General features: G+C 72.2%; 28 protein-coding genes. 21 read left to right on the top strand and 7 right to left on the bottom strand.

Annotation, left to right across the window (positions count from 1 at the left end; all coding sequences use genetic code 11):
* Positions 1 to 273 precede the first annotated feature (273 nt).
* From AB0N16_RS29750 to AB0N16_RS29710, 9 genes are all read left to right on the top strand, one after another.
* Positions 274 to 1,170: a helix-turn-helix domain-containing protein gene (locus tag AB0N16_RS29750; RefSeq protein WP_365801935.1), complete on the top strand. Its 897-nt coding sequence runs from the start codon at positions 274 to 276 to the stop codon at positions 1,168 to 1,170.
* Between the two features lie 67 nt (positions 1,171 to 1,237).
* Positions 1,238 to 1,585, top strand: a complete 348-nt coding sequence (locus AB0N16_RS29745; RefSeq protein WP_365801933.1) for a hypothetical protein — start codon at positions 1,238 to 1,240, stop codon at positions 1,583 to 1,585.
* A gap of 187 nt (positions 1,586 to 1,772) precedes the next feature.
* On the top strand, positions 1,773 to 2,654 hold the full coding sequence (gene mshB, locus AB0N16_RS29740) for an N-acetyl-1-D-myo-inositol-2-amino-2-deoxy-alpha-D-glucopyranoside deacetylase (protein ID WP_365801931.1): 882 nt from the start codon (positions 1,773 to 1,775) through the stop codon (positions 2,652 to 2,654).
* Complete coding sequence (locus AB0N16_RS29735; protein WP_365801929.1) at positions 2,651 to 3,067, top strand: DUF6113 family protein; 417 nt, start codon at positions 2,651 to 2,653, stop codon at positions 3,065 to 3,067. Before mshB ends, AB0N16_RS29735 begins: the two co-directional genes overlap by 4 nt.
* Before the next feature lie 155 nt (positions 3,068 to 3,222).
* Entirely contained in the window at positions 3,223 to 5,532 is a 2,310-nt protein-coding gene (locus AB0N16_RS29730) for a hypothetical protein (RefSeq protein ID WP_365801927.1), read from the top strand.
* A 144-nt stretch (positions 5,533 to 5,676) separates the two neighbouring features.
* Entirely contained in the window at positions 5,677 to 6,645 is a 969-nt protein-coding gene (locus AB0N16_RS29725) for an ABC transporter ATP-binding protein (RefSeq protein WP_365801925.1), read from the top strand.
* Entirely contained in the window at positions 6,642 to 7,382 is a 741-nt protein-coding gene (locus AB0N16_RS29720) for an ABC transporter permease (protein ID WP_365801923.1), read from the top strand. Before AB0N16_RS29725 ends, AB0N16_RS29720 begins: the two co-directional genes overlap by 4 nt.
* Before the next feature lie 5 nt (positions 7,383 to 7,387).
* Entirely contained in the window at positions 7,388 to 8,587 is a 1,200-nt protein-coding gene (locus tag AB0N16_RS29715) for a histidine kinase (RefSeq protein WP_365802010.1), read from the top strand.
* On the top strand, positions 8,584 to 9,198 hold the full coding sequence (locus AB0N16_RS29710; RefSeq protein ID WP_365801921.1) for a response regulator transcription factor: 615 nt from the start codon (positions 8,584 to 8,586) through the stop codon (positions 9,196 to 9,198). Before AB0N16_RS29715 ends, AB0N16_RS29710 begins: the two co-directional genes overlap by 4 nt.
* Before the next feature lie 40 nt (positions 9,199 to 9,238).
* On the opposite strand, the gene AB0N16_RS29705 is transcribed toward AB0N16_RS29710, so the two are convergent.
* Both AB0N16_RS29705 and AB0N16_RS29700 read right to left on the bottom strand, forming a co-directional pair.
* Complete coding sequence (locus AB0N16_RS29705; RefSeq protein WP_365801919.1) at positions 9,239 to 10,126, bottom strand: transglutaminase-like domain-containing protein; 888 nt, start codon at positions 10,124 to 10,126, stop codon at positions 9,239 to 9,241.
* 43 nt (positions 10,127 to 10,169) lie between these two features.
* Entirely contained in the window at positions 10,170 to 11,174 is a 1,005-nt protein-coding gene (locus AB0N16_RS29700) for a GNAT family N-acetyltransferase (protein ID WP_365801917.1), read from the bottom strand.
* Positions 11,175 to 11,314: 140 nt separating this feature from the next.
* On the opposite strand from AB0N16_RS29700, the gene fdxA reads away from it, so the two are divergent.
* Entirely contained in the window at positions 11,315 to 11,635 is a 321-nt protein-coding gene (gene fdxA / locus AB0N16_RS29695; protein WP_086766880.1) for a ferredoxin, read from the top strand.
* A 189-nt stretch (positions 11,636 to 11,824) separates the two neighbouring features.
* Complete coding sequence (locus tag AB0N16_RS29690) at positions 11,825 to 12,934, top strand: bifunctional succinyldiaminopimelate transaminase/glutamate-prephenate aminotransferase (protein ID WP_365802008.1); 1,110 nt, start codon at positions 11,825 to 11,827, stop codon at positions 12,932 to 12,934.
* A gap of 254 nt (positions 12,935 to 13,188) precedes the next feature.
* On the opposite strand, the gene AB0N16_RS29685 is transcribed toward AB0N16_RS29690, so the two are convergent.
* Positions 13,189 to 13,623, bottom strand: coding sequence for an ATP-binding protein (locus tag AB0N16_RS29685; RefSeq protein ID WP_351745616.1), 435 nt, complete (start codon positions 13,621 to 13,623; stop codon positions 13,189 to 13,191).
* A 281-nt stretch (positions 13,624 to 13,904) separates the two neighbouring features.
* Positions 13,905 to 14,906: a heavy metal transporter gene (locus AB0N16_RS29680; protein WP_365801914.1), complete on the bottom strand. Its 1,002-nt coding sequence runs from the start codon at positions 14,904 to 14,906 to the stop codon at positions 13,905 to 13,907.
* A 93-nt stretch (positions 14,907 to 14,999) separates the two neighbouring features.
* On the opposite strand from AB0N16_RS29680, the gene dapE reads away from it, so the two are divergent.
* A complete protein-coding gene (gene dapE, locus AB0N16_RS29675) occupies positions 15,000 to 16,079 on the top strand; it encodes a succinyl-diaminopimelate desuccinylase (protein WP_365801912.1) in 1,080 nt (359 codons plus the stop codon).
* Between the two features lie 104 nt (positions 16,080 to 16,183).
* Positions 16,184 to 16,942, top strand: a complete 759-nt coding sequence (locus AB0N16_RS29670; RefSeq protein WP_365801911.1) for a TIGR00730 family Rossman fold protein — start codon at positions 16,184 to 16,186, stop codon at positions 16,940 to 16,942.
* Positions 16,943 to 17,109: 167 nt separating this feature from the next.
* On the opposite strand, the gene folP is transcribed toward AB0N16_RS29670, so the two are convergent.
* Entirely contained in the window at positions 17,110 to 17,970 is an 861-nt protein-coding gene (gene folP / locus AB0N16_RS29665; RefSeq protein ID WP_365801909.1) for a dihydropteroate synthase, read from the bottom strand.
* Between the two features lie 165 nt (positions 17,971 to 18,135).
* On the opposite strand from folP, the gene AB0N16_RS29660 reads away from it, so the two are divergent.
* Complete coding sequence (locus AB0N16_RS29660) at positions 18,136 to 18,495, top strand: DivIVA domain-containing protein (RefSeq protein ID WP_365801907.1); 360 nt, start codon at positions 18,136 to 18,138, stop codon at positions 18,493 to 18,495.
* Positions 18,496 to 18,509: 14 nt separating this feature from the next.
* The gene (locus AB0N16_RS29655) at positions 18,510 to 19,097 is read left to right on the top strand and encodes a DNA-3-methyladenine glycosylase I (RefSeq protein WP_365802006.1); all 588 of its coding nucleotides are present in this window, start codon (positions 18,510 to 18,512) and stop codon (positions 19,095 to 19,097) included.
* A gap of 93 nt (positions 19,098 to 19,190) precedes the next feature.
* On the opposite strand, the gene AB0N16_RS29650 is transcribed toward AB0N16_RS29655, so the two are convergent.
* Positions 19,191 to 19,994 (bottom strand): enoyl-CoA hydratase-related protein, encoded by an 804-nt coding sequence (locus tag AB0N16_RS29650; protein ID WP_365801905.1) that lies wholly within the window; start codon positions 19,992 to 19,994, stop codon positions 19,191 to 19,193.
* Between the two features lie 379 nt (positions 19,995 to 20,373).
* Between AB0N16_RS29650 and AB0N16_RS29645 the strand changes: the two genes are divergently transcribed.
* Entirely contained in the window at positions 20,374 to 20,541 is a 168-nt protein-coding gene (locus tag AB0N16_RS29645) for a DUF3117 domain-containing protein (RefSeq protein ID WP_004950282.1), read from the top strand.
* A 128-nt stretch (positions 20,542 to 20,669) separates the two neighbouring features.
* Here the strand turns inward: AB0N16_RS29645 and AB0N16_RS29640 are convergent, their stop codons facing one another.
* Positions 20,670 to 21,368 (bottom strand): O-methyltransferase, encoded by a 699-nt coding sequence (locus tag AB0N16_RS29640; protein WP_351745689.1) that lies wholly within the window; start codon positions 21,366 to 21,368, stop codon positions 20,670 to 20,672.
* A 163-nt stretch (positions 21,369 to 21,531) separates the two neighbouring features.
* On the opposite strand from AB0N16_RS29640, the gene sigE reads away from it, so the two are divergent.
* From sigE to AB0N16_RS29615, 5 genes are all read left to right on the top strand, one after another.
* Complete coding sequence (gene sigE, locus AB0N16_RS29635) at positions 21,532 to 22,320, top strand: RNA polymerase sigma factor SigE (protein WP_365801903.1); 789 nt, start codon at positions 21,532 to 21,534, stop codon at positions 22,318 to 22,320.
* The gene (locus AB0N16_RS29630; protein WP_365801901.1) at positions 22,317 to 23,276 is read left to right on the top strand and encodes a zf-HC2 domain-containing protein; all 960 of its coding nucleotides are present in this window, start codon (positions 22,317 to 22,319) and stop codon (positions 23,274 to 23,276) included. Before sigE ends, AB0N16_RS29630 begins: the two co-directional genes overlap by 4 nt.
* Positions 23,277 to 23,423: 147 nt before the next feature.
* The gene (locus AB0N16_RS29625; protein ID WP_365801899.1) at positions 23,424 to 23,735 is read left to right on the top strand and encodes a hypothetical protein; all 312 of its coding nucleotides are present in this window, start codon (positions 23,424 to 23,426) and stop codon (positions 23,733 to 23,735) included.
* Between the two features lie 200 nt (positions 23,736 to 23,935).
* On the top strand, positions 23,936 to 24,379 hold the full coding sequence (locus AB0N16_RS29620) for a sec-independent translocase (RefSeq protein WP_365801897.1): 444 nt from the start codon (positions 23,936 to 23,938) through the stop codon (positions 24,377 to 24,379).
* 226 nt (positions 24,380 to 24,605) lie between these two features.
* Positions 24,606 to 25,277 carry a hypothetical protein gene (locus AB0N16_RS29615; RefSeq protein WP_365801895.1) on the top strand — a complete coding sequence of 224 codons (672 nt, stop codon included), beginning with the start codon at positions 24,606 to 24,608 and terminating at the stop codon, positions 25,275 to 25,277.
* Positions 25,278 to 25,332 lie beyond the last annotated feature (55 nt).

Genomic DNA, 25,332 nt, shown 5'->3' with positions numbered 1-25,332 from the left:
CGTCACCACCGGAACCCGCAGTCCCGTGTTCCGGTGACAGGGGCGCTCTCTTTCCAAGAACCACGACGGCGAAAAAGGACCCTGCCAAGCCCCACCCCTCCCGCCCGCGGCGCACTCTCACCCGGGCGGGTGAACATCGCCGACTCGGCTGGATTCGCGGCCCCTTGCCTGCCCTACGCTCGGCGCAACACAACCGCAGACATGCGACGGCCCCCGCCGGGACGGCAATCCCAGTGCGAGGGCCTGACCACCGAGGAAGACAAGGACTTCCCGATGGATACGCAGCACCCTAGCGCGCCCCCGCGCGCCCAGTCCCGGATTGCCGCCGACAACCACCCGAACCGGCGGCCCCATTCCTGTGGCGGGCTCATCCACGAGAACACCCGCCACACCGACCGCTTCACGGTGATCGGCAACCACCTCACCCAGCACCCGGACCTGTCCCTGCTCGCGATCGGACTGGGCTGTCACATCCAGTCGCTGCCCAAGGGCGCCCAAGTCGACATCAAGTCCCTCACCGCTCGATTCCAGGAGGGCGCGACCCGGATCGCCGCAGCGCTGCGCGAGCTGGAGGCCCACGGGTACCTGCGCCGCGAGCGCGAACGCGTGCCCGGCGGCCGTATCGTCACCCGGACGATCTCCTGCAACCGGCCGACGGCCACACGCGGGGAGACCCGGTCCGACGCCTGCCCGCCCCCACAGCCATCGGCGGCAGTGCCGACACCGAAGGCACCTCGGCCGAAGGCACCCCGCAAGCCTCTCGCCGCCGTACCGCAGCCCTCGCGCCCCCACCCGAAGCTCATCGAGGCGGCCACCGACCTCCTCGCCGCGCTCCGCCGCGACGACCCGCGCCTGCTTCTCTCCGCCTGCGACACCGCCCATCTCGCTCCCGGCGTGGCCGCATGGCTGGAGCGGGATGTCAGTGCCGTCGCCGTACGGCACGCGCTCACCGTGGATCTGCCGCCAGAGGGGCAACTGCGTCGGCCGGCGGCCCTGCTCGCCCATCGGCTCGCCGTCCAGTTGCCGCCTCCGCCGCCGTTCCGGGCTCCGGCCCAGCCGCCGAGCATCCCGGCTCCGCTGCGGAACTGCGACGGCTGCGACCGCGCCTTCCGCTCTCCGACCCCAGGACGCTGCCATGACTGCCGCACTCCCGTCGCCACCGCCGCGTGACGCCGCTCTGCCCGGTTCCCCGGACCCGGCCCGGATACTCTGGCCAGGGCACCCTCTGGAGGACACTATGGGCACTCAGGACGACCACGGAAACGAGCTGATCCCCCGGCCCGAGCTGATACCGGATGCCCTCCGCGCAGCCCTCGCCGTCGTCGCTCCGGGGCGCCTTGACGAGATGCAGGCCATGAAGGACGAGGCCTTCGCCAAAGCCGTCGAATGGCGGTCTCTCAGGCCGGTGCAGAGTTGGGTTCCGATCTGGGCCAAGGAGATCGAGATCGCCCGCCGACCGGACCTGTCGGTCCGCTACGCCCGGGCGGAGAGAGATCTGGAGCACGAGGATCCGACCATCGCGGGAGAAGCCCTTCGCGAGCTGAGCGCGGTCCTCGAAGAGGCGCTGAAGGCTGTACGCGAGTGAGCTGGAAATGGGAGTAGGCCTTCGGGGCCGAAGAGGTCGCCCGCACCGTTCCAGCGGACTTCGTGAACGACGCCATCGACTGGATCGAGCGCATCGCGCTGGCCATCGCCCATGTGCTCGACGAAGAAGGGTGACGGCCGGGCGGGGAGGCGGTACGGCTGTCGGTGGCGTTTCGTAGGGTGGACACATGACGGAACCGCCCGCCCGGCCGCTGCCCGCCCGGCGTCTGCTGCTCGTGCACGCGCACCCGGACGACGAGTCGATCAACAACGGCGCCACCATGGCCCGCTACGCGGACCAGGGCGTCCACGTGACGCTGGTCACCTGCACGCTCGGCGAGGGCGGCGAGGTCATCCCGCCCGAGCTGCGGCATCTGACCGGTCCCGCGCTGGGCGAGTACCGGCGGGGCGAGTTGGCCGCCGCCATGCGCGAGCTGGGCGTCGGGGACTTCCGGCTGCTCGGCGGCCCCGGCCGCTACCGGGACTCCGGCATGATGGGCACCGCCGACAACGAGGACCCGCACTGCTTCTGGCAGGCCGACGTCGACGAGGCCGCCGGGCACCTGGTCGAGGTGATCCTGGAGGTCCGCCCCCAGGTCCTGGTCACCTACGACGACAACGGCGGGTACGGCCACCCGGACCACATCCAGGCCCACCGAGTGGCCGTGCGAGCCGTCGAGCTGGCCGCCGAGGCCGGCCACCGCGTCCCCAAGGTCTACTGGAACCGCGTCCCGCGCACGGTCGCCGCGGCCGCCTTCGCCCGGCTCCGGGACGATCTGCCGGGACTGCCGTTCGCCAAGGCCGCCGCCGTCGACGACGTACCGGGCGTGGTCGACGACCACCGGATCACCACCGAGATCGACGGCGCCGCGTACGCCACCGCGAAGACCGCCGCGATGGCCGCGCACGCCACCCAGGTCGAGGTGGCGTCGCACGGCGCCCCCTGCTTCGCGCTGAGCAATGAGTTGGCGCAGCCCGTATTCATCACCGAGTACTACGAGTTGGCGGTCGGTGAGCCGGGCGCGGCGCGCGAGACCGATCTCTTCGCCGGTATCAGGGAGGCGTCATGAGTTCCGCCGGACGCGGCTCGATGCTCGCGCAACCGTTGCAACGGCCCCCCGCCGGGCGGATCGCCGCCCTGTTCGGGCTGGCCGTGCTCGGCGCCCTGGTCGGCGTCGCCGGGGCCCTCGTCCAGGCCGCCTGGTTCCCCGGTGGGCTGCTGCTCGCCCTGGCCGGCGCCGCCGGGCTCTTCCTCGGCGGGGCGCGGGCGCTGGGCAGCCGGTCCGGGGCCGCGGCGCCCGCGTTCGGCTGGGTCGTCGCCGTCATCCTGCTCACCGCCAGCAGACCCGAGGGTGACTTCCTGTTCGGTGCGGGAGGCGGTTCCTATCTCTTCCTGCTCGGGGGCATGGCGCTGGCTGTGATCTGCGCCACTATAGGTTTGGGGCGGCAACCTGACACGGACGGTGCCCGACTTGGCAAGTGACGTACCACTTCGCCGTGGGGCGCGCGTGCGAGTCCGGTGTGGGTTTCCCCAGCGGTCATGGGATAAGCGCCAGAAGTGGCCAGTATGGTGGTGCGCGCCGCCGAGCCGCCCGAGCAAGGTCGAACGGGCGGCGGAGCCAACCGGGAGAACCTGCCTTGAGTCGTGAAACTGACACTCCTTCCTCCGGGCCCGACGGGCACGGGGGAGCCGCATACCCCTCGGGCACACCGCCGTACGGGACCCCCATGGCTTCCGACGACGGCAAGGGCGCGCGCCGTTCGGCCGCGCAGCCGGAGGAACGCAAGACCGAGACCACGCTGACGACCCGGATCCGGATCAACATCCCCGGATCCCGGCCGATTCCGCCGGTGGTCGTCCGTACCCCTGTCACGGACGCCGAGAGCGGCGCCGGCGAGGAGACGGGCACGCACGCGCAGCCGACGGGCGCCACCATCTCCACCGGGTCCACCGGGTCCACCGGCACCGTCGAGCCGCCCGCCGAGACCGCGCCCGGGCCCGGCACCGGGGAAAAGTCCAGCGACTGGTTCGCGCCGCGCAAGTCCGGGCCTGCCAAGGGCGGTCAGCGCGGCGGCGCCACCAACGGTGCCGGCACGCCCGGCGGTTCGCCCGCCGCGGCGCCGAACGGCCCGGCCGGACAGGGCGCCCCTGGTGCCCCGCGTCCGAACGGCGGCCGCCCCGGCGGTGTCGTCGGCTCCATGAGCGTGCCCGGCGCCTCCCGGCCCGGTGCGACCAACGGCGCGGGGCTGCCCACGGGCGCGACCGGCGGCCCGGTGGCTCCCGGGCACGGCGGCGGCACCGGCTCGTTCGACGTGACCGAGGCACTCGCCGCGGGCCCGCTCGGCGGACCCCGGGGCGGCGCCAAGGGCCCCGGCGAGCCCCGCCGCGACGAACTGCCGTACTTCACCGAGAACGGCGGCCAGAACGGAGCCCAGCCCGGCCCCGGTGCGCCCGGCGGCGGCCCGGCCGGTCCGGGCGGCCCCAGCGGCTTCAACGGCCCCGGCCTGCCCGGCGGCCCCGGCGGCCCGCAGGGCCCGGCGGGCCCCACCGGCGGCCCGGTCACCGGCGACGGCCCGTTCATCCCGCCGGTCAACGGCGGCGAGCCCTTCGGCGCCCCCGGCGGACCCGCCGGCCGCAATGCCGGTCCGGGCGGCCCCGCCGGCCGCGGTGCCGGCCCCGTCGGCCGTCACGCCCAGGCCGGACCCGGCGCGCGCACCGCCCCCGCCGGTCCCGGCCTCGGCCCCGGCGGCGGCCTGAGCGACGACACCGCGATCCTCACCCCGCAGAAGCCCGCCCCCCAACCGGGCACGCCCGGCTACGGATCCCCGGCGGACAACGTCTCCGGACACACCGTCACCAGCGGCATGCCGGTCGTACCGCCGGGCGCGAACTCCCCGTTCGCGCCGGGCACGCCCGCCGACGGCCCGCTGCCGCACACGCCCCCGAAGCTGCCCGAACCGGTCTCGCCGCCTCCGGCCGAGTCCAAGGGCAAGGCCAAGGCGAAGAAGAAGCGCGGCAAGCTGCCGCTGCTCGTCGGCGTCGTGGTGGTCGCAGGCCTCGGTGTCTACGGCGCCGGGCTTCTGATGAACCACTCGGACGTGCCCAAGGGCACCACGGTGCTCGGCGTCGACATCGGCGGCGGCACCCGCGACGACGCCGTCAAGAAGCTCGACGACGCGTTCGGCTCGCGGGTGAACAAGCCGCTGAAGCTGTCGGTCGACGGCAAGGCCGTGTCGCTGCCGCCGGACCAGGCGGGCCTGCAGTTCGACATGCAGTCCACGGTCGAGGAGGCCGCCAAGAGCGACTACAACCCGGTCTCCGTGATCGGGGCCCTGTTCGGCCAGAAGCGGGTCGTCGACCCCGCCATGCCGGTCGACGAGGAGAAGCTGCAGGCCGCCCTCAAGGGCCTCGGCGGCGGCTCCGGCTCGGCCACCGAGGGCACGATCAATTTCACCTCCGGCAAGGCCGTCGCGGTCTACGGCAAGGCGGGCAAGGGCATCGACGCGGCCGCCTCCATGAAGGCGGTCGAGCAGGCGTACGAGTCGATGGTGGAGACGGGCACCACGTCCGCGGTGAACGTGCCGACGACCACCGTGCAGCCGACGGTCTCCAACGCGGAGGTCGACCGCGAGATGAAGGCGTTCGCGGAGCCGGCGATGTCGGGCCTGGTCACGGTCAAGACGGACACCGGCGTCCCGCTGCCGATGAGCCCGCAGAACTCCCTGTGGAAGTTCCTCCGGGTCAAAGCTGTCAACGGCAAGCTCGTCGACAGCCCCGACCTGAACGCGCTCAAGGAGCTCTACGGCCGCACCTTCGACAGCGTCAAGATCACCCGCGCCAGCGGCGAGAAGACGGCCGTCACCCCGCAGGACGTCTACGTCGCCCTGCGCCAGGCGTTGCTGAGCAAGACGAACCGGGTGGGTGTCATCAAGACGAACCCGAGCTAGTCGAACAAGAACGAGAGAGGGCACCCGGTGATCACCGGGTGCCCTCTCTCGTTCTTGTCACGTGCTGCTCATGACATCTGTCATACGGCACTCCGGACGGTCGGCACTGCCCCCGGCCAGGGGGTCGCCGCGAGCATGGACGGCATGACAACGACAGCGGCGACGACCGCCACCGGTGCCCCGGTGGTGGTCGGGTTCGACCAGGTGAGCAAGACCTACGGGAAGGTGCGGGCCGTCGACGGGCTCTCGCTGCGGCTGCACCCGGGGGAGACCGTGGCCCTGCTCGGGCCCAACGGCGCGGGCAAGTCGACCACGCTCGACCTGCTGCTCGGCCTCAAGCAGGCCGACACCGGCTCGGTGAGCGTCTTCGGCATGACCCCGCGCGAGGCCATCGTCGCCGGCCGGGTGGGCGCGATGCTGCAGAGCGGCGGCCTGATGGACGAGGTCACCGTGCGCGAGCTGGTCAAGCTCGCCTGCGAGCTGCACCCGAAGCCCTACAAGGTCAGCGACGTCCTCGCCCGCGCGGGCATCTCTGGGATCGCCGACCGCAAGGTCAACAAGCTCTCCGGCGGCCAGTCCCAGCGCGTCCGCTTCGCGCTCGCGACCGCCGGCGACAGCGACCTGGTCGTCCTGGACGAGCCGACCACCGGCATGGACGTCTCCGCCCGCCAGGCCTTCTGGGCCACCATGCGGGAACAGGCCGACCAGGGACGGACGGTCCTGTTCGCCACGCACTACCTCGAAGAGGCCGACGCCATCGCCGACCGGGTGCTGGTGCTGCACCGGGGCCGGCTGCTCGCCGACGGAACGGCAGCAGAGATCAAGGCCAAGGCGGGCGCGCGCCGGGTCTCCTTCGACCTGGAGGGCGAGATCGACGAGGCGTCGCTGCGGGCGCTGCCGTTCCTCACCGCCGTCACCGTGTCAAAAAGCGGCTTCGCCGCGGGGAGCGGCCAGACCGTCCGCATCCAGTCGTCCGACGCCGACGCCACCGTCCACGCCCTCTACGGACTGGGCGTCTACCCCCGCAACCTCGAAGTCGCCGGGCTCGGCCTGGAGCAGGCGTTCGTCGCCATCACGGAGGCCGAAGAGGCCAAGGAGGCCACGCAGTCGTGAACGCCCTGATCAAGCTGGAACTCGCCCGCGCCCTGCGCAACCGCAAGTTCCTGTTCTTCTCGGTGATCTACCCGTCGATCATCTTCCTGCTGGTCGCCAGCCAGGGCGACACCACCCAGACCGTCGACGACTCAGGGCTCTCCCTGGCGGCCTACGTCATGGTCTCCATGGCCTCCTTCGGCGCCCTGACCGCCGTCCTGATGGGCAACAGCGAGCGCATCGCCAAGGAGCGCGAGAGCGGCTGGGTACGGCAGCTGCGGCTGACCACCCTGCCCGGACGCGGCTACGTCCTCGCCAAGACCGCCGGCGCCGCCGTGGTGAGCCTGCCCTCCATCGTGGTCGTCTTCGTGGTCGCCGCCACGGTGAAGGACGTACGGCTCGATGCCTGGCAGTGGCTCGCCCTCACCGGCGCCATCTGGGCCGGCAGCCTGGTCTTCGCCGCGCTCGGCGTCGCCATCGGGTATCTGGCGAGCGGCGACGCGGTCCGCCCGATCACGATGATCACCTACTTCGGCCTGTCGATCCTCGGCGGCCTGTGGTGGCCGTCCTCCTCCTTCCCGACCTGGCTCCAGGACATCGCGAAGTGGCTGCCCACGCACGCGTACGCTGCTCTGGGACGGGCCATCGAGCAGAGCCAGGCCCCGCAGGCCCAGGACATCGCCATCCTCGTCGTCTTCTTCGCCCTCTTCGTCGGCGGCGCGGCCTGGCTGTACCGGAAGGACACGCTGAAGGCGTGAGCACGATGACGGAAGACCTGCGTTCCGAGGACGAAGCCCGGGCGGACCGGCTGGTACGGATCGGCCGGCCGCCCCGCAGCCGGGGCGAGGCGATGCGCAAGATGGTGTGGGTCCTGCCGTGGCTGGTCTTCCTCGCCTCCCCGGCGGACGACCTGGCCTCCGGCCACCACACCACCCAGGTCACGGTGACCGGCTGGGCGGGCCTGACGGCCTTCGTCGGGATCTACCTGTCCATCGTCTTCCGCTCCATGGGCCGGCCCTTCCGCGGCTGGATCGTCACCACCGCGATCGCCGTGGAATGGACGCTCGCGGTCACCCTGGCCTTCACCCTCGGCGGATCCTGGTTCGGCCTGTTCGTGTACGTCTCCGTGATGTGCGGAGTGACCTTCCCGCTGCGGGTCGCCTACTGGACGATCCCGCTGACCACCGCCGCCATGATGCTGGCGGGCTGGTACGTCCACGACATGGACGAGGCCTGGGGCCTGTTCCTGGTGGTGCTGCTGGTCGGCTTCTCCATGACCGGCGTACGGCAACTCGTCGCCACCACCATCGAGTTGCGCAAGGCCCGTGCCACCGTCGCCCAACTGGCCGCCAACGAGGAGCGGTTGCGCCTCGCCCGCGACCTGCACGACCTGCTCGGCCACTCGCTCTCCCTGATCACGCTGAAGAGCGAACTGGCCGGCCGGATGCTCCCCGACCACCCCGACAAGGCGGCCCAGCAGGTCTCCGACATCGAACAGGTCAGCCGCCAGGCCCTGGTGGACGTCCGCGAGGCGGTCACCGGCTACCGGCGGCGCCGGCTCGCCGACGAACTCGCGGGCGCCCAGGTCGCGCTGACCGCCGCCGCGGTCACCGCCGAGGTCCCGGCCGACCCCGACCTCGCCGGCGTACCCGAGGACGGCGAGGCGGCGCTCGCCTGGGCGCTGCGCGAGGCGATCACCAACGTCGTCCGGCACAGCGGCGCGAGCGCCTGCACGGTGGAACTGCTGCGCCGCCAGACCCTGGACGGCCCGGTCCTCGAACTCGCCGTCGAGGACAACGGCTCGGGCGGTTCCGGCAAGGGCCCCGGCAACGGCCTCACCGGTCTCACCGAGCGGCTGGAGAAGGCCGGCGGCACGCTGGAGGCGGGGCGCCTGAAGCGCGGTTTCCGGCTGGTCGCCCGGGTCCCGCTCGGCGTCGGCGGCGCCGTAGGATCCGGGGCATGAGCAGCACGATCAAGGTCCTCCTCGCCGAGGACCAGTCGATGGTCCGCGAGGCGCTGGCCGCCCTGCTGGGCCTCGAGGACGACATCGAGGTCGTGGCCCAGGTAGCGCGCGGCGACGAGGTGCTGGCGGCGGCGCGGGCGCACGGCATCGACGTGGCCCTGCTCGACATCGAGATGCCGGGCTGCACGGGCATCGAGGCTGCGGCCCAGCTGCACAGGACGCTGCCCGCCGTGAAGCTGGTCGTCCTCACCACCTTCGGGCGGCCCGGCTATCTGCGCAGCGCCATGGAGGCGGGCGCCGACGCGTTCCTGGTCAAGGACGCCCCTGCCGCCCAACTCGCCGAGGCCGTCCGCAAGGTCCTGGCCGGCGAGCGCGTCATCGACCCCACCCTGGCCGCGGCGGCCCTGGCGGAGGGCGCCAACCCCCTGACCGACCGCGAGCGGGAGGTCCTCCGCGCGGCGGCCGACGGCTCCACGAACGCGGAACTGGCGGCGGCACTGCACCTTTCGCAGGGGACGGTACGGAACTACCTCTCCACGGCCATCCAGAAGCTGGCGGTACGGAACCGGGCGGAAGCGGTCCGCATCGCACGGGAGAAGGGCTGGCTGTAGCGGACCGGGGCGCCCGCTACGGAGAGACCTCCGGCGCCGCTCAGTTCAGCCGGGCCCGTGCCGCCCGGGCCTCGCCCCGGACCTTCTCCGCCGCTCCCTCGTCCACCACGTCGATCAACTCGGCGTACTCCTCCAACTCCTCGGCGCCGTCGACGAAGTCACCCCGCTCCACCAGCAGCCGCGCCCGGTCGTACCGCAGCCGGGCCGGGTGCGCGGGCATCCGCAGCGACAGGTCCACGGCCCACAGGCCCACGTCCGACCGCTCCGGCCGGGCCGCCGCCCATGCCCGTACGTTGTTGAGGATCCGCCGTACGACGTCCAGCGGATCCGCCGGCTCCAGCATCGCCGGCTCCAGCGGCACTCCCGCCGCCCCCACCACCAGCGACTGCGCGTCCGCCCCGCTCAGTACCCGCCCCCCGTCGAACGGATCGGCCAGCACCTGCTCCTCGGCCGGTCCGAACCCCACCACGAAGTGCCCCGGCAGCGCGACCCCGTACACCGGAGCCCCCGCCCGCCGGGTCACCTCCAGCCACACCACGGACAGCAGGATCGGCAGCCCGCGCCGCCGGCGCAGCACCTCGTGCAGCAGGGAGGACCCCAGTCGGCGGTAGTCCGCGGCGGCGCCGTGGAAGCCGAACCGTTCGCCCAGCACCCGGTGCGCCGCCGTGGCCCAGGCGAGCGGCCCGCCCGGCCGGTACGGCAGCTGCCCGGCCAGCCGGTCCAGCTCCATCTGCGCCGCGTCGATCCCGGCCTCGTCGAGCGAGCCGTCGGCCGCCGCGCCCAACAGCAGACACAGCGTCGCCAGATCGGGCCGCTCGGACCGCGCCTCCTCGGCGAACCGCTCCCTCACCTCGGCGGCCCGTTCCGGCGGTGGCGGACGCAGCTGCGGACGTGGACCCGGATCGGGATCTGGATACGGAGGATGCATAGCTGTTCGGTGCCCTTCCGGAACGATCCGTACCGCGGCGGCCTCAGCGGCCGTCCGCTCCCGGCGCCCTGTAGTGGTGGTAGGCGTGGTGCGCCCCGAACCCCAGCCCGGTGTACATCGCCCGCGCCCCCGTGTTCTCCGCCTCCACCTGGAGCCAGGCCGCCGACGCGCCCTCCTCCAGCGCCCGCCGGGCGAGCGCGGCCATGACCTCGGTGGCCAGCCCCCGGCGCCGTAGCGCCGGATCCACCTCGACAGCGGCGAACCCGGCCCACCGGCCGTCCACCACCAACCGCCCGATGGCCGCCGGGGCACCCTCGCCGGGAACGGTCGCGAACCACACGGACGGCCCTCCGCCCAGCACCCGCAGGGCGACCTCGCTGACCCCCTTGCGCTGGTAGCGCGTCAGCCAGGCCTCGTCGGCCGTCCGGGAGAGCACCACACAGGCCCCCTCCGCCCGGTCCGCCACCGGCGCCAGCGCACCGGTCCACAGCTCGGCACTCACCTCACGCACCCAGCCCCGCCGCTCCAGCTCCGCGCTGAGCAGCTCCTGGGTGCCCTCGGCGCCGGTCGCCGTCTGCACGTACGCGGGCAGCCCGCGCTCGCCGTACCAGCGCCGTACCGCATCCAGGGCCGCGTCGAGCGGCAGCCCCGGATCGCCGAGCGGCAGGACGCTGTTGGCCCGCCGGGTGAACCCTCCCGAGGCCCGCAGCTCCCACTCGCCGAGCCGCTCGCTCTCCACCGGCCGCCAGCCGCGCGAGGCGACACGCGCCAGTTCCCGATAGGTCGCCGCCGGTCCCCGGCGGCGCGCCGGAGCGGCCGGCACGATCTTGGCCGCCACCAGCGCGGCCTCCGGTATCCGGACGATCTCCCCGTCCCGCCGTGTGATCGTCAACATGCCGTCGTCGTCCCATGATGTGAGAACACCCACCGTGTCGGTGAACTTCTCCTCGGTGAGGTCATTTCCGGTCAAACGGCGTACGGAGACCCGTTTACCCACGTCAGCAGCGGTGACACGGACCTCGAAGCGTCCTGCGGCCGAGATTTCCACTGGTCAGTTCACCCCTCCTGTTCGGATCATGCCCGAGAACGGAGATACTAGGGGCGGGCATCGACGACGCCGCGCTCCCGCGCGCCAGGCGGCGGAGCCTACGGAGGCCCGCCAGCGCCCAATCGAGGAGGAACGACAGCGTGACCTACGTCATCGCGCAGCCTTGTGTCGACGTGAAGGACAAGGCGTGCATCGAGGAGTGCCCGGTCGACTGCATCTACGAGGGCCAGCGGTCCTTGTACATCCACCCGGACGAATGCGTTGACTGTGGTGCCTGTGAGCCGGTCTGCCCGGTCGAGGCGATCTTCTACGAGGACGACACTCCGGAGGAGTGGAAGGACTACTACAAGGCCAACGTCGAGTTCTTCGACGAGCTCGGCTCTCCCGGCGGCGCCAGCAAGCTGGGCCTGATCGAGCGCGACCACCCCTTCGTCGCCGCGCTGCCCCCGCAGGCCGGGTAACCCGCACAGGCGGCCCGCCGCACCACCGTGCCGCCTCGGTCCCGTACGGCCTGATCGCACCCGATCGGCGCCTGCGGGACCGAGGCGTTTGCCGTGCCGGTCCTGCCGGTCGTACCGGCTGTACCGGCTATACGGCCGTACCGGTTGTACGGTCGTACCGGTCGTACCGAAGAAAGTGAGCCAGTGACCGTGTCCGCAGTCTCCGAGCGTCTGCCCACCTTCCCCTGGGACAAGCTGGAGCCGTACAAAAAGACGGCAGCGGCGCACCCGGACGGCATCGTCGACCTCTCGGTCGGCACCCCGGTGGACCCGGTCCCCGACCTGATCCAGAAGGCCCTGATCGACGCGGCCGACTCGCCCGGCTACCCCACGGTCTGGGGCACCCCGGCGCTGCGCGACGCGATCACCGGCTGGGTCGGGCGCCGCCTGGGTGCCCGCGACGTCACCCACCGCCATGTCCTGCCGATCGTCGGCTCCAAGGAACTCGTCGCCTGGCTCCCCACCCAGCTGGGCCTCGGACCCGGCACGGCGACATCCAAAGACGTGGTCGCCTACCCCCGCCTCGCGTACCCCACGTACGAGGTCGGCGCCCGCCTGGCCCGCGCCGACTACGTGGTCTACGACGACCCGCGCGACCTGGACCCGACGAACCTGAAGCTCCTCTGGCTGAACTCCCCGTCCAACCCGACGGGCAAGGTGCTGAGCAAGCAGGAACTCACCGAGATCGTCGCCTGGGCCCGCGCCCACGGCGTCCTGGTCTTCTCCGACGAGTGCTACCTCGAACTGGGCTGGGAGGCCGACCCGGTCTCGGTCCTGCACCCGGACGTGAACGGCGGCTCGTACGACGGCATCGTGGCCGTGCACTCCCTCTCCAAGCGGTCCAACCTGGCGGGCTACCGCGCGGCCTTCCTGGCCGGCGACCCGGCGGTGCTCGGCCCCCTGCTGGAGATCCGCAAGCACGGCGGCATGATGACGTCGGCACCGACGCAGGCGGCGGTCGTGGCGGCCCTCTCCGACGACACCCACGTCCAGGAACAGCGCGAGCGCTACGCGTCCCGCCGCGCCCTCCTCCGCGAAGCGCTGGTGGCCCACGGTTTCCGCATCGAACACAGCGAGGCGAGTCTCTACCTGTGGGCGACGCGGGACGAGTCCTGCTGGCAGACGGTGTCCCACCTTGCCGACCGCGGCATCCTGGTGGCACCGGGCGACTTCTACGGCGAGGCGGGCGAGAACTTCGTACGCGTGGCCCTGACGGCGACGGACGAGCGCGTACGGGCGGCCGTGGAGCGGCTTTCCTGAGACGCCCGCAGGCCGACGCGCCCCCTCGGGGGCGCGGGCCGCATCGATGTGCGGCTCCGCCGCGCGGGCGCGAGCCCTCACCGGCCCGCGCCCGACGTCCCGGTCGGGGGCGCGGGGCTGTGCTCACGTGCGGCTCCGCCGCGCGGACGCGAACAACCCCCAGCGGCCCGTGGCTGGAACACGACGAGAAGGGACCCGGGAAAATCCCGGGTCCCTTCTGAAATCACCGGCCTGCGATCGCCGGCGTAACGGAGTCAGCCCCCGATGGGGAGCCCCTTCACCGGCAGCCCGCCCTTGGCGAGCCCGTCCGTCGGCAGCCCGCCCTTCGTCGCCGTGGCCGCCGTCTCACCCAGCAGCCCACCGGCGGAGCCGGCCGCGTCGCCCGCGGCGTGCTGCACCACCGGCGCCGCCACCTTGACGGCCTTGCCGCCGGTCTTGCCCGCGGCCGGCAGCGCCGACTCGACCGCCTTGCCACCGGTGTGGCCGACGGCCCCGGTGACGTTCTGCGCCGCGGCGTCGGCGGTGTTGCCGACGCTCGCTCCGTCCAGGGCGGTCATACCACCCAGGTTCGGGGTGGCCGGCAGACTCGGGGCCGCGCTGGCGGAGCCGGCCGCACCGACCCCGGCAGCCGCTCCCGCTGCGACGAGCAGCGCGGCACGGGCGATGCGGCGGGTCAGAGGGAGGGACATGATGCTCCATTCGACGGGAGGGAACGTGATCGCCGTGACTACCGCTCGAAGCCCGCGAAGGTTGCGGAGGCCCAAGGTAAAGAGTTGATAACGCATCGCATTATCGGGTGTGGATAAAAACGGGCAAAGAGTGCCCGGGTCGAGACCTCGCCGAGACCTGCAGAATCCTTACGGCCTCGTGTTCCCAAGGGATTTCGCGCACGCGCGCGTGGCTGTACGAAAACCTGCGCACACCATGCGCGCGACCCGCCGGGGCCGACCCGCAGGAGTGACGGGCCGAACTACTGCCCGGTCACGATCCGCACGGACCCCGCGGACTTCTCCGCCCCGCCCGTCCCCTGCGAACCGGCGGCCGCCTGCCACTGGCTTTCCGTGCTCCCGGCGGACCACTCCCGGCCGGCGTACGACACCCGCTGGATGTGCAGCGCCGAGGAGTTGGCGACCGCCCAGTGCGCCAGCTGCCAGCCGCGCTCGCGCTCGGTGCGCCCGGACTTGTCGGTCTTCCCGCCCTCCGGCACCGGCACGGTCACGGTCCGCCCGTGCGCCGTGGCGGTCACGCTCGGCGTCGGTGTCGGCGAACTCGCGGACGAGCCGTTCACCTCCGCGCCGGCCTCCTCGACCGCGTCCCGCCCGAAGTCCCGTACCAGCGCGGTCCGTACCGCGTCCGGACCCGTCGCCGCCGCCTCGGTGGTGGCCGCCGGGCGCCCGTCGCAGGTCAGCGTGGCCGCCGCCTGCCCGGTCAGAGCCGCCGCGAGCAGCGTGGCGTCCGTCTCGTGCTTGGCGTACGCCTCCGGGTAGCCGCTGCGCTGCACGCGCTGCGCGGCCACCGTCAGCGGCAGGGTCGCGTAGTCGCGCACCTTGGCCAGGTGGGCGTAGAACATGCCTGCCGCGTACGCCGGGTCCAGGATCTGCTTCTCGGTGCCCCAGCCCTGCGAGGGCCGCTGCTGGAACAGGCCCAGCGAATCCCGGTCGCCGTGCTCGATGTTGCGCAGCCCCGACTCCTGGAGCGCGGTCGCCAGGGCGATGGCCACCGCCCGCTCGGGCATACCGCGCCCGGTGCCGACGGCGGCGATCGTCGCCGCGTTCACCGCCTGTTCGGGCGTGAACTCGTACGACTCGCTGTCGCTGCGGCCCGAGACGACCTTGCAGCCCTCGGCGCCACCGCCGCCGGTGACGTACTGGACGACCAGATAGGCCGCGACGGCGCACAGAATGATCAAACCCGACACGAAACGCAGGGCACGGCGGCGACGCGTGGGGCGGGTGGGGGACGGCTCTGGCACGCGTACAACATACTGGAGAGTACGAGCGGCTCAACCCCGGGTGCGAAAGCCTGTGAAACCGCCCGCCCGGTGCTCCGCGTTAGGGTCGGGGCCATGGCCGACACCTCGCTTGACCTCACGCTGGACGCCGCCGCGCTGACCGCGCGACTCGTGGACTTCCCCTCGGAGAGCGGCACCGAGAAGCCGCTCGCGGACGCGATCGAGGCCGCGCTGCGCGCCCTGCCGCACCTGACGGTCGACCGGCACGGCAACAACGTGATCGCCCGCACGAACCTCGGCCGCGCCGAGCGCGTGATCCTGGCCGGCCACATCGACACCGTCCCGATCGCGGACAACGTGCCGTCCCGGCTGGACGAGGACGGCGTGCTGTGGGGCTGCGGCACCTGCGACATGAAGTCCGGCGTGGCGGTCCAGCTGCGCATCGCGGCCACCGTCCCCGCCCCGAACCGCGACCTGACCTTCGTCTTCTACGACAACGAGGAGGTCGCCGCCCATCTCAACGGCCTCCGGCACGTCGCCGAGGCGCACCCGGAGTGGCTGACGGGCGATTTCGCGGTCCTCCTCGAACCGTCGAACGGCGAGGTCGAGGGCGGCTGCCAGGGCACCCTGCGCGTCCTGCTGAAGACCACCGGCGAGCGGGCCCACTCCGCGCGCTCCTGGATGGGCTCCAACGCGATCCACGCGGCCGCCCCGATCCTCGCCCGGCTCGCCGCCTACGAGCCGCGCTACCCGGTCATCGACGGCCTGGAGTACCGCGAGGGCCTCAACGCGGTCGGCATCTCCGGCGGGGTGGCCGGCAACGTCATCCCCGACGAGTGCGTGGTCACCGTCAACTTCCGATACGCCCCGGACCGTTCCGAGGAGGAGGCGATCGCGCACGTCCGCGACGTCTTCGCCGACTGCGGGGTCGAGGAGTTCGTGGTCGACGACCACAGCCCCGGTGCGCTGCCCGGCCTCTCCCACCCGGCCGCGGCCGCCTTCATCGAGGCGGTCGGCGGTACCCCGATGCCCAAGTACGGCTGGACCGACGTCTCCCGTTTCTCCGCCCTCGGCGTTCCGGCGGTCAACTACGGGCCCGGCAACCCGCACTTGGCGCACAAACGGGATGAACGGGTCGAAACCGGGAAGATCCTGGCGGGTGAGGAGCGGCTGCGCGCCTGGCTGGCCGGCTGAGCCACCCGGCGGCGCTTCGCACCGGACATGCCGACGTCCCGCGCCCGTAACCCGGGTGGATCTACGCTGGGGCGGATACACCTGCAAGCGGAGGGAGCGCACATATGCCTACCGGGAACCCCGAGGGGAAGAAGGTGCCGCCGGACGAGCAGCGCCTGGGACCGGTCCTCCGACGGCGCGGTCAGGTGACCGCGAGCACGACGGACCAGCGTCTGCTGGACGCGGGCGGACCCTCCGACTGGGTCCACACGGATCCCTGGCGGGTGCTGCGCATCCAGTCGGAGTTCATCGAGGGCTTCGGCACGCTCGCCGAACTCCCAGCCGCGATCAGTGTGTTCGGTTCGGCGCGGACGCCGGTGGACTCGCCGGAGTACGACGCGGGGGTGCAGCTGGGCCGGGGCCTGGTCGAGGCCGGCTGGGCGGTCATCACGGGCGGCGGCCCCGGTGCGATGGAGGCGGCCAACAAGGGCGCCCTGGAGGCGGGCGGCGTCTCGGTCGGCCTCGGTATCGAACTGCCCTTCGAGCAGGGCCTGAACGCCTACGTCGACATCGGCCTGAACTTCCGCTACTTCTTCGTGCGGAAGATGATGTTCGTCAAGTACGCGCAGGGCTTCGTGGTGCTGCCCGGCGGGCTCGGCACCCTCGACGAACTCTTCGAGGCGCTCACCCTCGTCCAGACGCAGAAGGTCACCCGCTTCCCGATCGTGCTGTTCGGCAGCGCGTACTGGGGCGGCCTGGTCGACTGGCTCCGCACCACCCCGGTGGCCCAGGGCAAGGCCTCGGAGAAGGACCTCCTCCTGTTCCACGTCACGGACGACGTGGCGGAGGCGGTGGCCCTGGTCTCGAAGGAGGCGGGCCGCTAGGACCGGTCGTTTCCCGCCCACCGCGCCCACCCCACTCGCCCTGCTGAGAAGTCGGGGCCCGAGGGTTTTCGTGATCGTTCCGGGTGACCGGGTCGGTTCGTGCGGCTCCCGACCCACCGAGTCGGGCGGGGGAGGGTTTCGGGGTCCGGGGCCGTCGCCCCCGGCCGCTACGCCAGCCCCCGCCGGGCGACGGCCGGAGGCCGGTGGCCCGCGATCGACGCCACCATGTCCAGGACCTGCCGCGTCTCCGCCACCTCGTGGACGCGGTACACCTGCGCCCCCAGCCACGCCGACACCGCCGTCGTCGCCAACGTGCCGATCACCCGGTCCTTCAGCGGCCGGTCCAGCGTCTCGCCCACGAAGTCCTTGTTGGACAGGGAGACCAGCACCGGCCACCCTGTCTCGACCATCTCGCCCAGCCGCCGCGTCGCCTCCAGGCTGTGCCGGGTGTTCTTCGCGAAGTCGTGCCCGGGATCGATCATCACCGACTCCCGGGGCACCCCCAGCGCCACGGCCCGCTCGGCCAGCCCCAGGGTCACCCGCAGAATGTCGGCCATCACGTCGTCGTACGTCACCCGGTGCGGCCGTGTCCGCGGCTCCGCCTCACCCGCGTGCGTGCACACCAGCCCCACCCGGTACCGCGCCGCGACCTCCGCCAGCCCCGGATCGACCCCGCCCCACGCGTCGTTCAGCAGATCCGCCCCGGCCTCGCAGACGGCCTCCGCGACCGAGGCCCGCCAGGTGTCCACGCTGATCACGACCTCCGGGAACCGCCGGCGCACCTCCGCGACGAACCCGACGATCCGCCGGGCCTCCTCCTCGGCCGTGACCTCCTCGCCCGGCCCCGCCTTCACCCCGCCGACGTCGATGATCGCGGCCCCCTCGGCGATCACCTGCTCCACGCGCGCGAGGGCGGGTTCGTCGTGGAAGGTCGCTCCCTGGTCGTAGAAGGAGTCCGGTGTCCGGTTCACGATGGCCATGATCACCGGTTCGTGCGGTGCGAATTCCCGCTTGCCCAGCCTGAGCATCGCCTGTGACCTCTCGTAGTAAGTCCCTGGGTACGACCGCCTGCGACCCTAACTGTCAGACTCGCATGGCACGATCGGACACAGACACATTCGACACCGAGCACACTGGGCGCACTCCGCACCATGAGTGCGCACCGAGCTTCATCGAGCCTGGGGGCCACCGCGATGGTTATGTTCCTGTTCCTGGTCGTCGCGCTCGCGGTCGTGGTCGCCGCGGTCACGCTCTCCGTGGTGAGCGGCGGCGAGAGCGGCCCGCTGCCCGAGGTGGCGCCCGAGCGCTTCCAGGACCCGCTGCCCCCGGACCGGCCGGTGAACCGCGCGGACGTGGAGAGCCTCCGCTTTCCGCTCGCCCCGCGCGGCTACCGCATGGCGGACGTGGACGACGCGCTCAGCCGCCTCGGCGCCGAACTCGCCGAGCGCGACGCCCGGATCGCCGACCTGGAGTCCACGCTGGCCGGCGCCCAGGCCGCACCGCACGCCAGGCACACCTCGCTGGACAAGCCCGAGCCGGAGGACCGGCCGTGACCGACCTGACCGACCTGACCGCCGGCGCGGCCGTGGCCGGGCCGGACGGCAGGCTGCGCTGCCCCTGGGCCCTGTCCACCGAGGACTATGTGGCGTACCACGACGAGGAGTGGGGCCGCCCGGTCCACGGCGACGACGCCCTCTACGAACGCCTCAGCCTGGAGGCCTTCCAGTCGGGCCTCTCCTGGATCACGATCCTCCGCCGCCGCCCCGGCTTCCGGGCCGCCTTCGCCGGCTTCCGCATCGAGAAGGTCGCCACCTTCACGGACGAGGACCGGGAGCGGCTGCTGGCGGACCCGGGCATCATCCGCAACCGCTTGAAGATCGACGCGACGATCGCCAACGCGCAGGTACTGGCGGAGTGGGAACCGGGCGAGCTGGACGAGCTGATCTGGTCGTTCGCCCCGGGGCCGGGTACGTACCCGGCCCCGAAGACCATCGCCGACGTCGCGGCGGTCACTCCGGAGTCGACGGCCCTGTCCAAGGCCCTGAAGAAGCGGGGCCTGCGCTTCATCGGCCCGACGACGGCGTACGCCCTGATGCAGGCGTGCGGGTTGGTGAACGACCACTTGGAAACATGCGCGGCCCGAAACGCCGGTTAGGGGCGCGGGGCTGTGTCGATGCGGGCTACCGCCGCGCGGGCGCGATCAGCCGGCACGCACGCGCGGTCCGCGACGGTGCCCCCTGCCCCTCTCTCACCGCCCCAGATACTTGGGCTTCTCCTTGTTCACGAACGCCTGGACGGCGATCCCGTGATCCTCGGAGGCCCCGGCCCGGGTCTGCAACTCGTCCTCCTTGTCCAGCGTCTCGTCGAGGGAGTGCGTGAGTCCGTAGGCCACGGCCTCCTTCAGCGCCGCGTACGCCACCGTCGGCCCCTCGGCCAGCTTCCGTGCGATCTTCTCGCCCTCGGCTCGCAGGTCGGCGGAGGGCACGACCTTGTTCGCGATGCCCAGCTCGTACGCGTCCTGCGCGCTGATGCTCCGGGGAAAGAGCAGCAGGTCGGCGGCGCGCCCCGGCCCCACGACCCGCGGCAGGGTCCAGGACACCCCGGAGTCCGCGGTCAGCGCGACCCCCGCGAACGACGTGTTGAAGGCGGCCGTGTCGGCGACCACGCGATAGTCCGCGGCCAGCGCGAAGCCGAGCCCGGCGCCGGCGGCGACGCCGTTCACCGCGGCCACCACCGGCTTCGGCGCTCCCGCCAGTGCCCGCACGATCGGGTTGTAGTGCTCCCGGACCGTCGTCATCGTGTGCCCCGCCCCCGTCTCCCGGTCGGAGGCGAGCAGCGTGATGTGTTCCTTGAGGTCCTGGCCCACGCAGAAGGCCCGGTCTCCCGCGGCGGTCAGCAGGATCGCCCGGACGGCCGTGTCGGCCGCCGCTTCCCGCGCGACCTCCCGAAGCGCGACCTTCGTCGCGATGTTCAGCGCGTTCATCGCCTCGGGGCGGTTCAGCGTGATCGTCGCGAGTCCGTCGCTCACCTCGTAGAGCACGGTGTCGGTCATGGTGCGTCCCCTCCGTCGTCTCCGTCGTCGCGGCTGACGTACCGCTCAGTACGTCGATGTCCGAAGGACAGCATGGCGGAGTTCACCGTCCGGGGACCGGAGCCGTCGTGTGACCTGCGTCAAAGAAATCCGCAGCCGACTCGGTCGGCGTAAGGACGCGGGGCGGCGCAGTATCGCAGTCACATCGCCGAATTGAGTGGTTTTGCTCGCGCGCGTTGCCCAAGCGATGCCGACTGATGTTGGTCATCGGGTCCTGAGATGCGGGATAATGGCCTGGAAGCAATGTGTTCGATGCCGGTGCCGCGTGTCCCGCCAGGATCGCGCGTGCCCTCGTGGGCCGTCGGCAGACGATGAGCTGTTTTCAGGAAGGGGAACCAGCATGGCGGCCATGAAGCCGCGGACGGGTGATGGCCCGCTCGAGGTGACCAAGGAGGGGCGGGGCATCGTCATGCGCGTTCCGCTCGAAGGCGGCGGTCGGCTCGTCGTCGAGCTGACCCCTGACGAGGCCGCGGCGCTCGCCGACGCCCTCAAGAACGTCGTCGTCTGAGGCGGCAGCGACCACACCCTTTCGGCCGCCCCGGTACCATATGCGGTGCCGGGGCGCTGCCGTGCCCCCGGCCCTTCACCGCCGCGGTCCCCCCGGGGTCTCGGCGTCCCGCCGCCGTCTCGACGGGGTCAGCGCTTGACGGCGCAGAGCAGTCCGTCGCCCACCGGCAGCAGGGACGGCACCAGCTCCGGGCTCTCCCGGACCGTGCGCAGCAGCTCGCGCAGCCGCAGCACCTCGGTGGGCTGCGGCCCGGAGTCGACCGTACGGCCGTTGGCGAAGACGCCCTCGAAGACCACCAGGCCTCCCGGCCGCAGCAGGCGCAACGATTCAGCGAGATAGTCGGAGTACTCCTGCCGGTCGCCGTCGCAGAAGACCAGGTCGTAGCCGGCGTCCGCGAGACGGGGCAGGACGTCGAGGGCGCGGCCGGGGATGAAGCGGGCCCGGTTGCTGGCGAAGCCGCAGGCACGGAAGGCCTGCCGGGCGAACTGCTGGTGCTCCGGCTCGGGGTCGACGGTCGTCAGGACACCGTCCGCGCGCATGCCGTGCAGCAGATGCATCCCGGACACCCCGCACCCGGTACCGATCTCGGCGACCGCCTTGGCGTCCACGGAGGCGGCGAGCAGACGCAGCGCGGCACCCGTGCCGGGCGACACCGAGCGCAGCCCTGCGTCGCGGGCCCGGTCACGGGCCCACCGCAGCGCTTCGTCCTCGGCGACAAAGGCGTCGGCGAACGCCCAGCTCGTCTGCCGGTTGCCGGTAATGACCCTCTCCTGTCCCCGTGGTTGCCTGGGCGTGACTGTATCCGTTGGCGCCGGGAACCCGCAGATGGGACCAGGCGTTTAGAGGGATGGAAGACGAGGCGGGGGGACACGAATGGATCACGATGCCGAGACGGCGGTCGAGCAACCGCCGATGCTGCAGGACGAGCCGTATCAGCAGAGATCAAATTCTTGTAAAACCGCTTATCCGGTGCTAACGGGCGAGGTGGCTATGGTAGGGGCTCCAGTGGACACCACCAGAGCCGACAGGGGAGGTGCGGCCGCACCTGGGGATCGGGGAGGAGCGCTACGGCGCTTCCTCGGATCGGCGGGCAGGCCGAAATCCGTGAACGACACCGCTGCTGACCCCAGCCACGCCGACGCGCTCGCCATGGGCGAGGACCGGACCGCGACCTTCTCCACCGACGCGGACGGGCAGGCATGGACTCCGCCCACGTGGGAGGAGATCGTCAGCACGCACAGCGGCCGCGTCTATCGCCTGGCCTACCGCCTCACCGGCAACCAGCACGACGCCGAGGACCTCACCCAGGAGGTCTTCGTCCGCGTCTTCCGCTCTCTGTCGACCTACTCGCCGGGCACTTTCGAGGGCTGGCTGCACCGGATCACGACCAACCTGTTCCTCGACATGGTCCGGCGCAAGCAGCGCATCCGCTTCGACGCCCTCGGCGACGACGCGGCCGAGCGCCTGCCCAGCCGCGAGCCCACGCCGTCCCAGGCCTTCAACGACGCGCACTTCGACGCCGACGTCCAGCAGGCCCTGGACACCCTGGCGCCCGAGTTCCGCGCCGCCGTCGTCCTGTGCGACATCGAGGGCCTGTCCTACGAGGAGATCGCCGCGACCCTCGGCGTCAAGCTCGGCACGGTCCGCTCCCGTATCCACCGCGGCCGCTCCCAGCTGCGCAAGGCCCTCGCGCACCGGTCCCCGGAAGCCCGCAAGTCGGAGCGCCGCTCCTTTGTGCCCCGTGTTCCCGCACTGGGAGGAGGGGGCGCGTCCGCGTGAGTGGTTCACGACCGAAACCGGCCGAGCGGCAGCTCGCCGAGCAGCATCTGGGAGACCGACTCTCCGCCCTGGTGGACGGAGAGCTCGGTCATGAGTCGCGTGACCGCGTCCTGGCCCATCTGGCGACCTGCGCCAGGTGCAAGGCGGAGGCCGATGCCCAGCGCGCGCTGAAGAACGTCTTCGCGGAGGCCGCCCCGCCCCCGCCCTCCGAGAGTTTCCTGGCCCGCCTCCAGGGGCTGCCCGGGGGCGGTGACACGGACGGCTCGCCGTTCGGCGGCGGAAGCCCCTCGGGACGCCGGTCCGACAGCGGGGTCTTCGGCGTGAGCCACGAGGACCGCTTCGAGTTCGGCTACGTCCCGGCCCACCCGCACGACCCGGCCGTGGCCGCGGGCCGGGGCTTCCGTATCCACCCCGTCGGCCGTCCGGACGGCGACCGCTCCGCCTCGCGCGGCATGCGGTTCGCGTTCGTCGCCGCCGGCGCGGTCTCGCTGGCCGCCGTCGCCCTCGGCGGGGTCACCGCGGGACTGCCCGGCTCCCCGGCCGCCGACACCCGCAGCGGCACCGGCGGCGGCAGTATCGCCCCGGCCGGTACGACGGGCACGGGCATCGCGAACGCCGCCGACGCGCAGCGCCGCCGCTCGCTCTCTCCGCTGCTGTCCTCCGGCACCCTGCTCGGCGGTGCCACGACCGCGGCTCCCACCTCGGTCTCCGCGCCGCTGCTGCCCGGGGTCCCCTCCCCGGCCGCCGGAGAGAGGGCGCTGCGGGAACTGACCGCACCCGTGCTGGCCGGCGCCGCCGCCGTCTCCCCGCTGATACGACCGCTGACCGCCAACCCGCCGTTCGCCCTCACCTCGTGGACCAACACCCCCGAGACGACCGGCGCCGCACTGCTCGCCGCACCCGTCCCCGACACGACCTCCGCTCCTCCCTCCCCTTCCTCGCGCGCGGCCCGCTGACACCTGCCGAAAGGCCCCTGCGCGGTGACCCGCGAACCTGGTTGAATCCTGTGAACAGACCGTGCCCGCGGCGACTGCCCCGGGCACGGATTCGACCTTTCCGGCCCGCCGTCGAAGCGCGGGCCGTGGTTCGCCCGCGAGCAGACCATGGACGAGGGGCTACCGACGTCACCGGAGGCACCCGGCGATGCGGTGCTCGCCGCGGGGAAGCGGGCCGAGGAGATGACTCCGGCCGCGCCGAGCGGGACGCCCGGCGAGGAGCCGGAGAAGGCCCAGCGGGTTCGGGAGGCCCCCGAGGCCGATGCCGAGGCTGACCTCGCGCTGGTGCCGCCCGACCCGGCCGCCGACCGCCCCCAAGGGCCCCAGCGGCCCCGGCACGTCCCCGACCCCTGCAGCACCCCGCCCTACGGCCGCCCGGGCCCGTGGGCCCCCGTCCTCGGTTCCTCGGACAGGAACTGACAGAAACCTCACAGGCGGGACTCCACTCGTGCCCCGACTAGGCAAACAACCCGGAAAACCGGTCGTACACACGGAGCCGGACACCTCGGGACGGTACCGGTCGGACAGGTCCGCCGGGTACCGTGGACCCGGCCCGGACCACGGAACACCGCAACAGCGACCGGAGGGCCGAGGACCGAGGACATCGCAAGGAGCTTCAGGTGTTCAATGACATAGGACCACTCGAGCTGGTGACCATCATTGTGCTCGCCGTGCTCGTCTTCGGTCCGGACAAGCTCCCGAAGGTCATTCAGGACGTGATGCGGACCATCCGCAAGATCCGGGAGTTCTCGGAGAGCGCCAAGGCGGACATCCGCCAGGAACTCGGCCCGGAGTTCAAGGACTTCGAGTTCGAGGACCTCAACCCCAAGAACTTCGTCCGCAAGCACCTGGACAGCGACGAGCTGGGGCTGAAGGAGATCCGCAACGGCTTCGACCTGAAGAAGGAGATGGCCGAGGTCACCGACGCGGTGCACAGCCGCGAGACCGACTCCTCTCCCTCCACGGGGACCACGGGTTCGACGGGCGGCCGGATCGACATGAGCAAGAAGCCGGAGGACCCCGGCAAGGACGACCGTCCGCCGTTCGACGCGGACGCCACCTGAGCTGTACCGGACACCCTTGCCCGAGCGGCGCACGTGACGCGTTTCATACCGCGTCTGCGCCGCTCACGGCTTGATCCAGCCGCCCGCGCGACCCACGCGCCGGGCGGTTTCGCTGCTGGTCCCAGCGGTGTGGATATGCTGCCGAGTTGTTGTGCGGACCGGACGAGTGCGCCCGAAGGGGGGCGGGCCGCCCCGGACCGACTGGAGCTAGGAGGCGTCCGGGCAGATGGAGACGACAAGTCGGGTGGGCGAACATACGCCGGTCGCGGAGAACGGACAGCCGGTCCTCTCCGCCCGTCGCACGGTCGACGGCTACCTGGAGGCGCCCTTCCCCTGGTACGGCCTCGACGAGGCGTTCACAGGGCCGCGCTGGCTGATGCAGGTGGGTGCGGCGGCCGACGGTGCGGTGGAGCACGGGTCGATCGGGCACGGGGACGAGCCGTCGGTGCGCAACGAGCATCTGGCCGCGTCCGTCGGTGAGCCGAGGGAGAAGTTCGCGGTGGTCGTGACCGTCGCGGCGAACCCGTCCCGCAGGAGCGCCGACGGGACGGGGCTGCTGGAGGCCACCTCCGTGTCGTCGGCCGCGTGGCTGGCGGGGGTCGGGCTGCTGTCCTTCACCTGGCCCGGGCAGATGGACCACAGCCTGCGGGACGACTGGCTGGAGCAGCAGACCGAGACGGCGTGGGAGCTGGCCGACGAGTTGAGCGGGCCGGAGTGGTCCACGCTGTCGCTGCCGGTGGACGGGGTGGCCACGCCGTTCCACTACCGGGAGTCGGAGTTCGGGTGGGTGCTCGCCGGGTCCACGTCGCAGGGGGTGCATGTGGGGGCGTACGGCAGGGGGATGTCCGCGTACGGGCTGGGGTTCGCGATGATCAAGGACATCACGTCGTACGCCTGACGGTTGCCGGTCACCGCCCCGCGCTCCGAGGAGGCGGGGCGGCAACAGGGTCCGC

The sequence above is a fragment of the Streptomyces sp. NPDC051105 genome (assembly GCF_040682795.1).
Classification (GTDB): domain Bacteria; phylum Actinomycetota; class Actinomycetes; order Streptomycetales; family Streptomycetaceae; genus Streptomyces.
Note: the sequence above shows the minus strand (reverse complement) of the source record. Positions and strands in the feature narration are given on the sequence as shown.

What these genes read in the sequence shown, in the direction of transcription:
- AB0N16_RS29650 (WP_365801905.1), bottom strand. Translation starts at nt 19,994, where the DNA reads ATGACCGACACCGTGCTCTACGAGGTGAGCGACGGACTCGCGACGATC.
- AB0N16_RS29685 (WP_351745616.1), bottom strand. Translation starts at nt 13,623, where the DNA reads ATGTCCCTCCCTCTGACCCGCCGCATCGCCCGTGCCGCGCTGCTCGTC.
- AB0N16_RS29710 (WP_365801921.1), top strand. Translation starts at nt 8,584, where the DNA reads ATGAGCAGCACGATCAAGGTCCTCCTCGCCGAGGACCAGTCGATGGTC.
- AB0N16_RS29705 (WP_365801919.1), bottom strand. Translation starts at nt 10,126, where the DNA reads ATGCATCCTCCGTATCCAGATCCCGATCCGGGTCCACGTCCGCAGCTG.
- AB0N16_RS29670 (WP_365801911.1), top strand. Translation starts at nt 16,184, where the DNA reads ATGCCTACCGGGAACCCCGAGGGGAAGAAGGTGCCGCCGGACGAGCAG.
- mshB (WP_365801931.1), top strand. Translation starts at nt 1,773, where the DNA reads ATGACGGAACCGCCCGCCCGGCCGCTGCCCGCCCGGCGTCTGCTGCTC.
- AB0N16_RS29625 (WP_365801899.1), top strand. Translation starts at nt 23,424, where the DNA reads ATGGACGAGGGGCTACCGACGTCACCGGAGGCACCCGGCGATGCGGTG.
- AB0N16_RS29745 (WP_365801933.1), top strand. Translation starts at nt 1,238, where the DNA reads ATGGGCACTCAGGACGACCACGGAAACGAGCTGATCCCCCGGCCCGAG.
- AB0N16_RS29660 (WP_365801907.1), top strand. Translation starts at nt 18,136, where the DNA reads ATGGTTATGTTCCTGTTCCTGGTCGTCGCGCTCGCGGTCGTGGTCGCC.
- folP (WP_365801909.1), bottom strand. Translation starts at nt 17,970, where the DNA reads ATGCTCAGGCTGGGCAAGCGGGAATTCGCACCGCACGAACCGGTGATC.
- AB0N16_RS29715 (WP_365802010.1), top strand. Translation starts at nt 7,388, where the DNA reads ATGACGGAAGACCTGCGTTCCGAGGACGAAGCCCGGGCGGACCGGCTG.
- AB0N16_RS29735 (WP_365801929.1), top strand. Translation starts at nt 2,651, where the DNA reads ATGAGTTCCGCCGGACGCGGCTCGATGCTCGCGCAACCGTTGCAACGG.
- sigE (WP_365801903.1), top strand. Translation starts at nt 21,532, where the DNA reads ATGGTAGGGGCTCCAGTGGACACCACCAGAGCCGACAGGGGAGGTGCG.
- AB0N16_RS29645 (WP_004950282.1), top strand. Translation starts at nt 20,374, where the DNA reads ATGGCGGCCATGAAGCCGCGGACGGGTGATGGCCCGCTCGAGGTGACC.
- AB0N16_RS29615 (WP_365801895.1), top strand. Translation starts at nt 24,606, where the DNA reads ATGGAGACGACAAGTCGGGTGGGCGAACATACGCCGGTCGCGGAGAAC.
- AB0N16_RS29725 (WP_365801925.1), top strand. Translation starts at nt 5,677, where the DNA reads ATGACAACGACAGCGGCGACGACCGCCACCGGTGCCCCGGTGGTGGTC.
- dapE (WP_365801912.1), top strand. Translation starts at nt 15,000, where the DNA reads ATGGCCGACACCTCGCTTGACCTCACGCTGGACGCCGCCGCGCTGACC.
- AB0N16_RS29750 (WP_365801935.1), top strand. Translation starts at nt 274, where the DNA reads ATGGATACGCAGCACCCTAGCGCGCCCCCGCGCGCCCAGTCCCGGATT.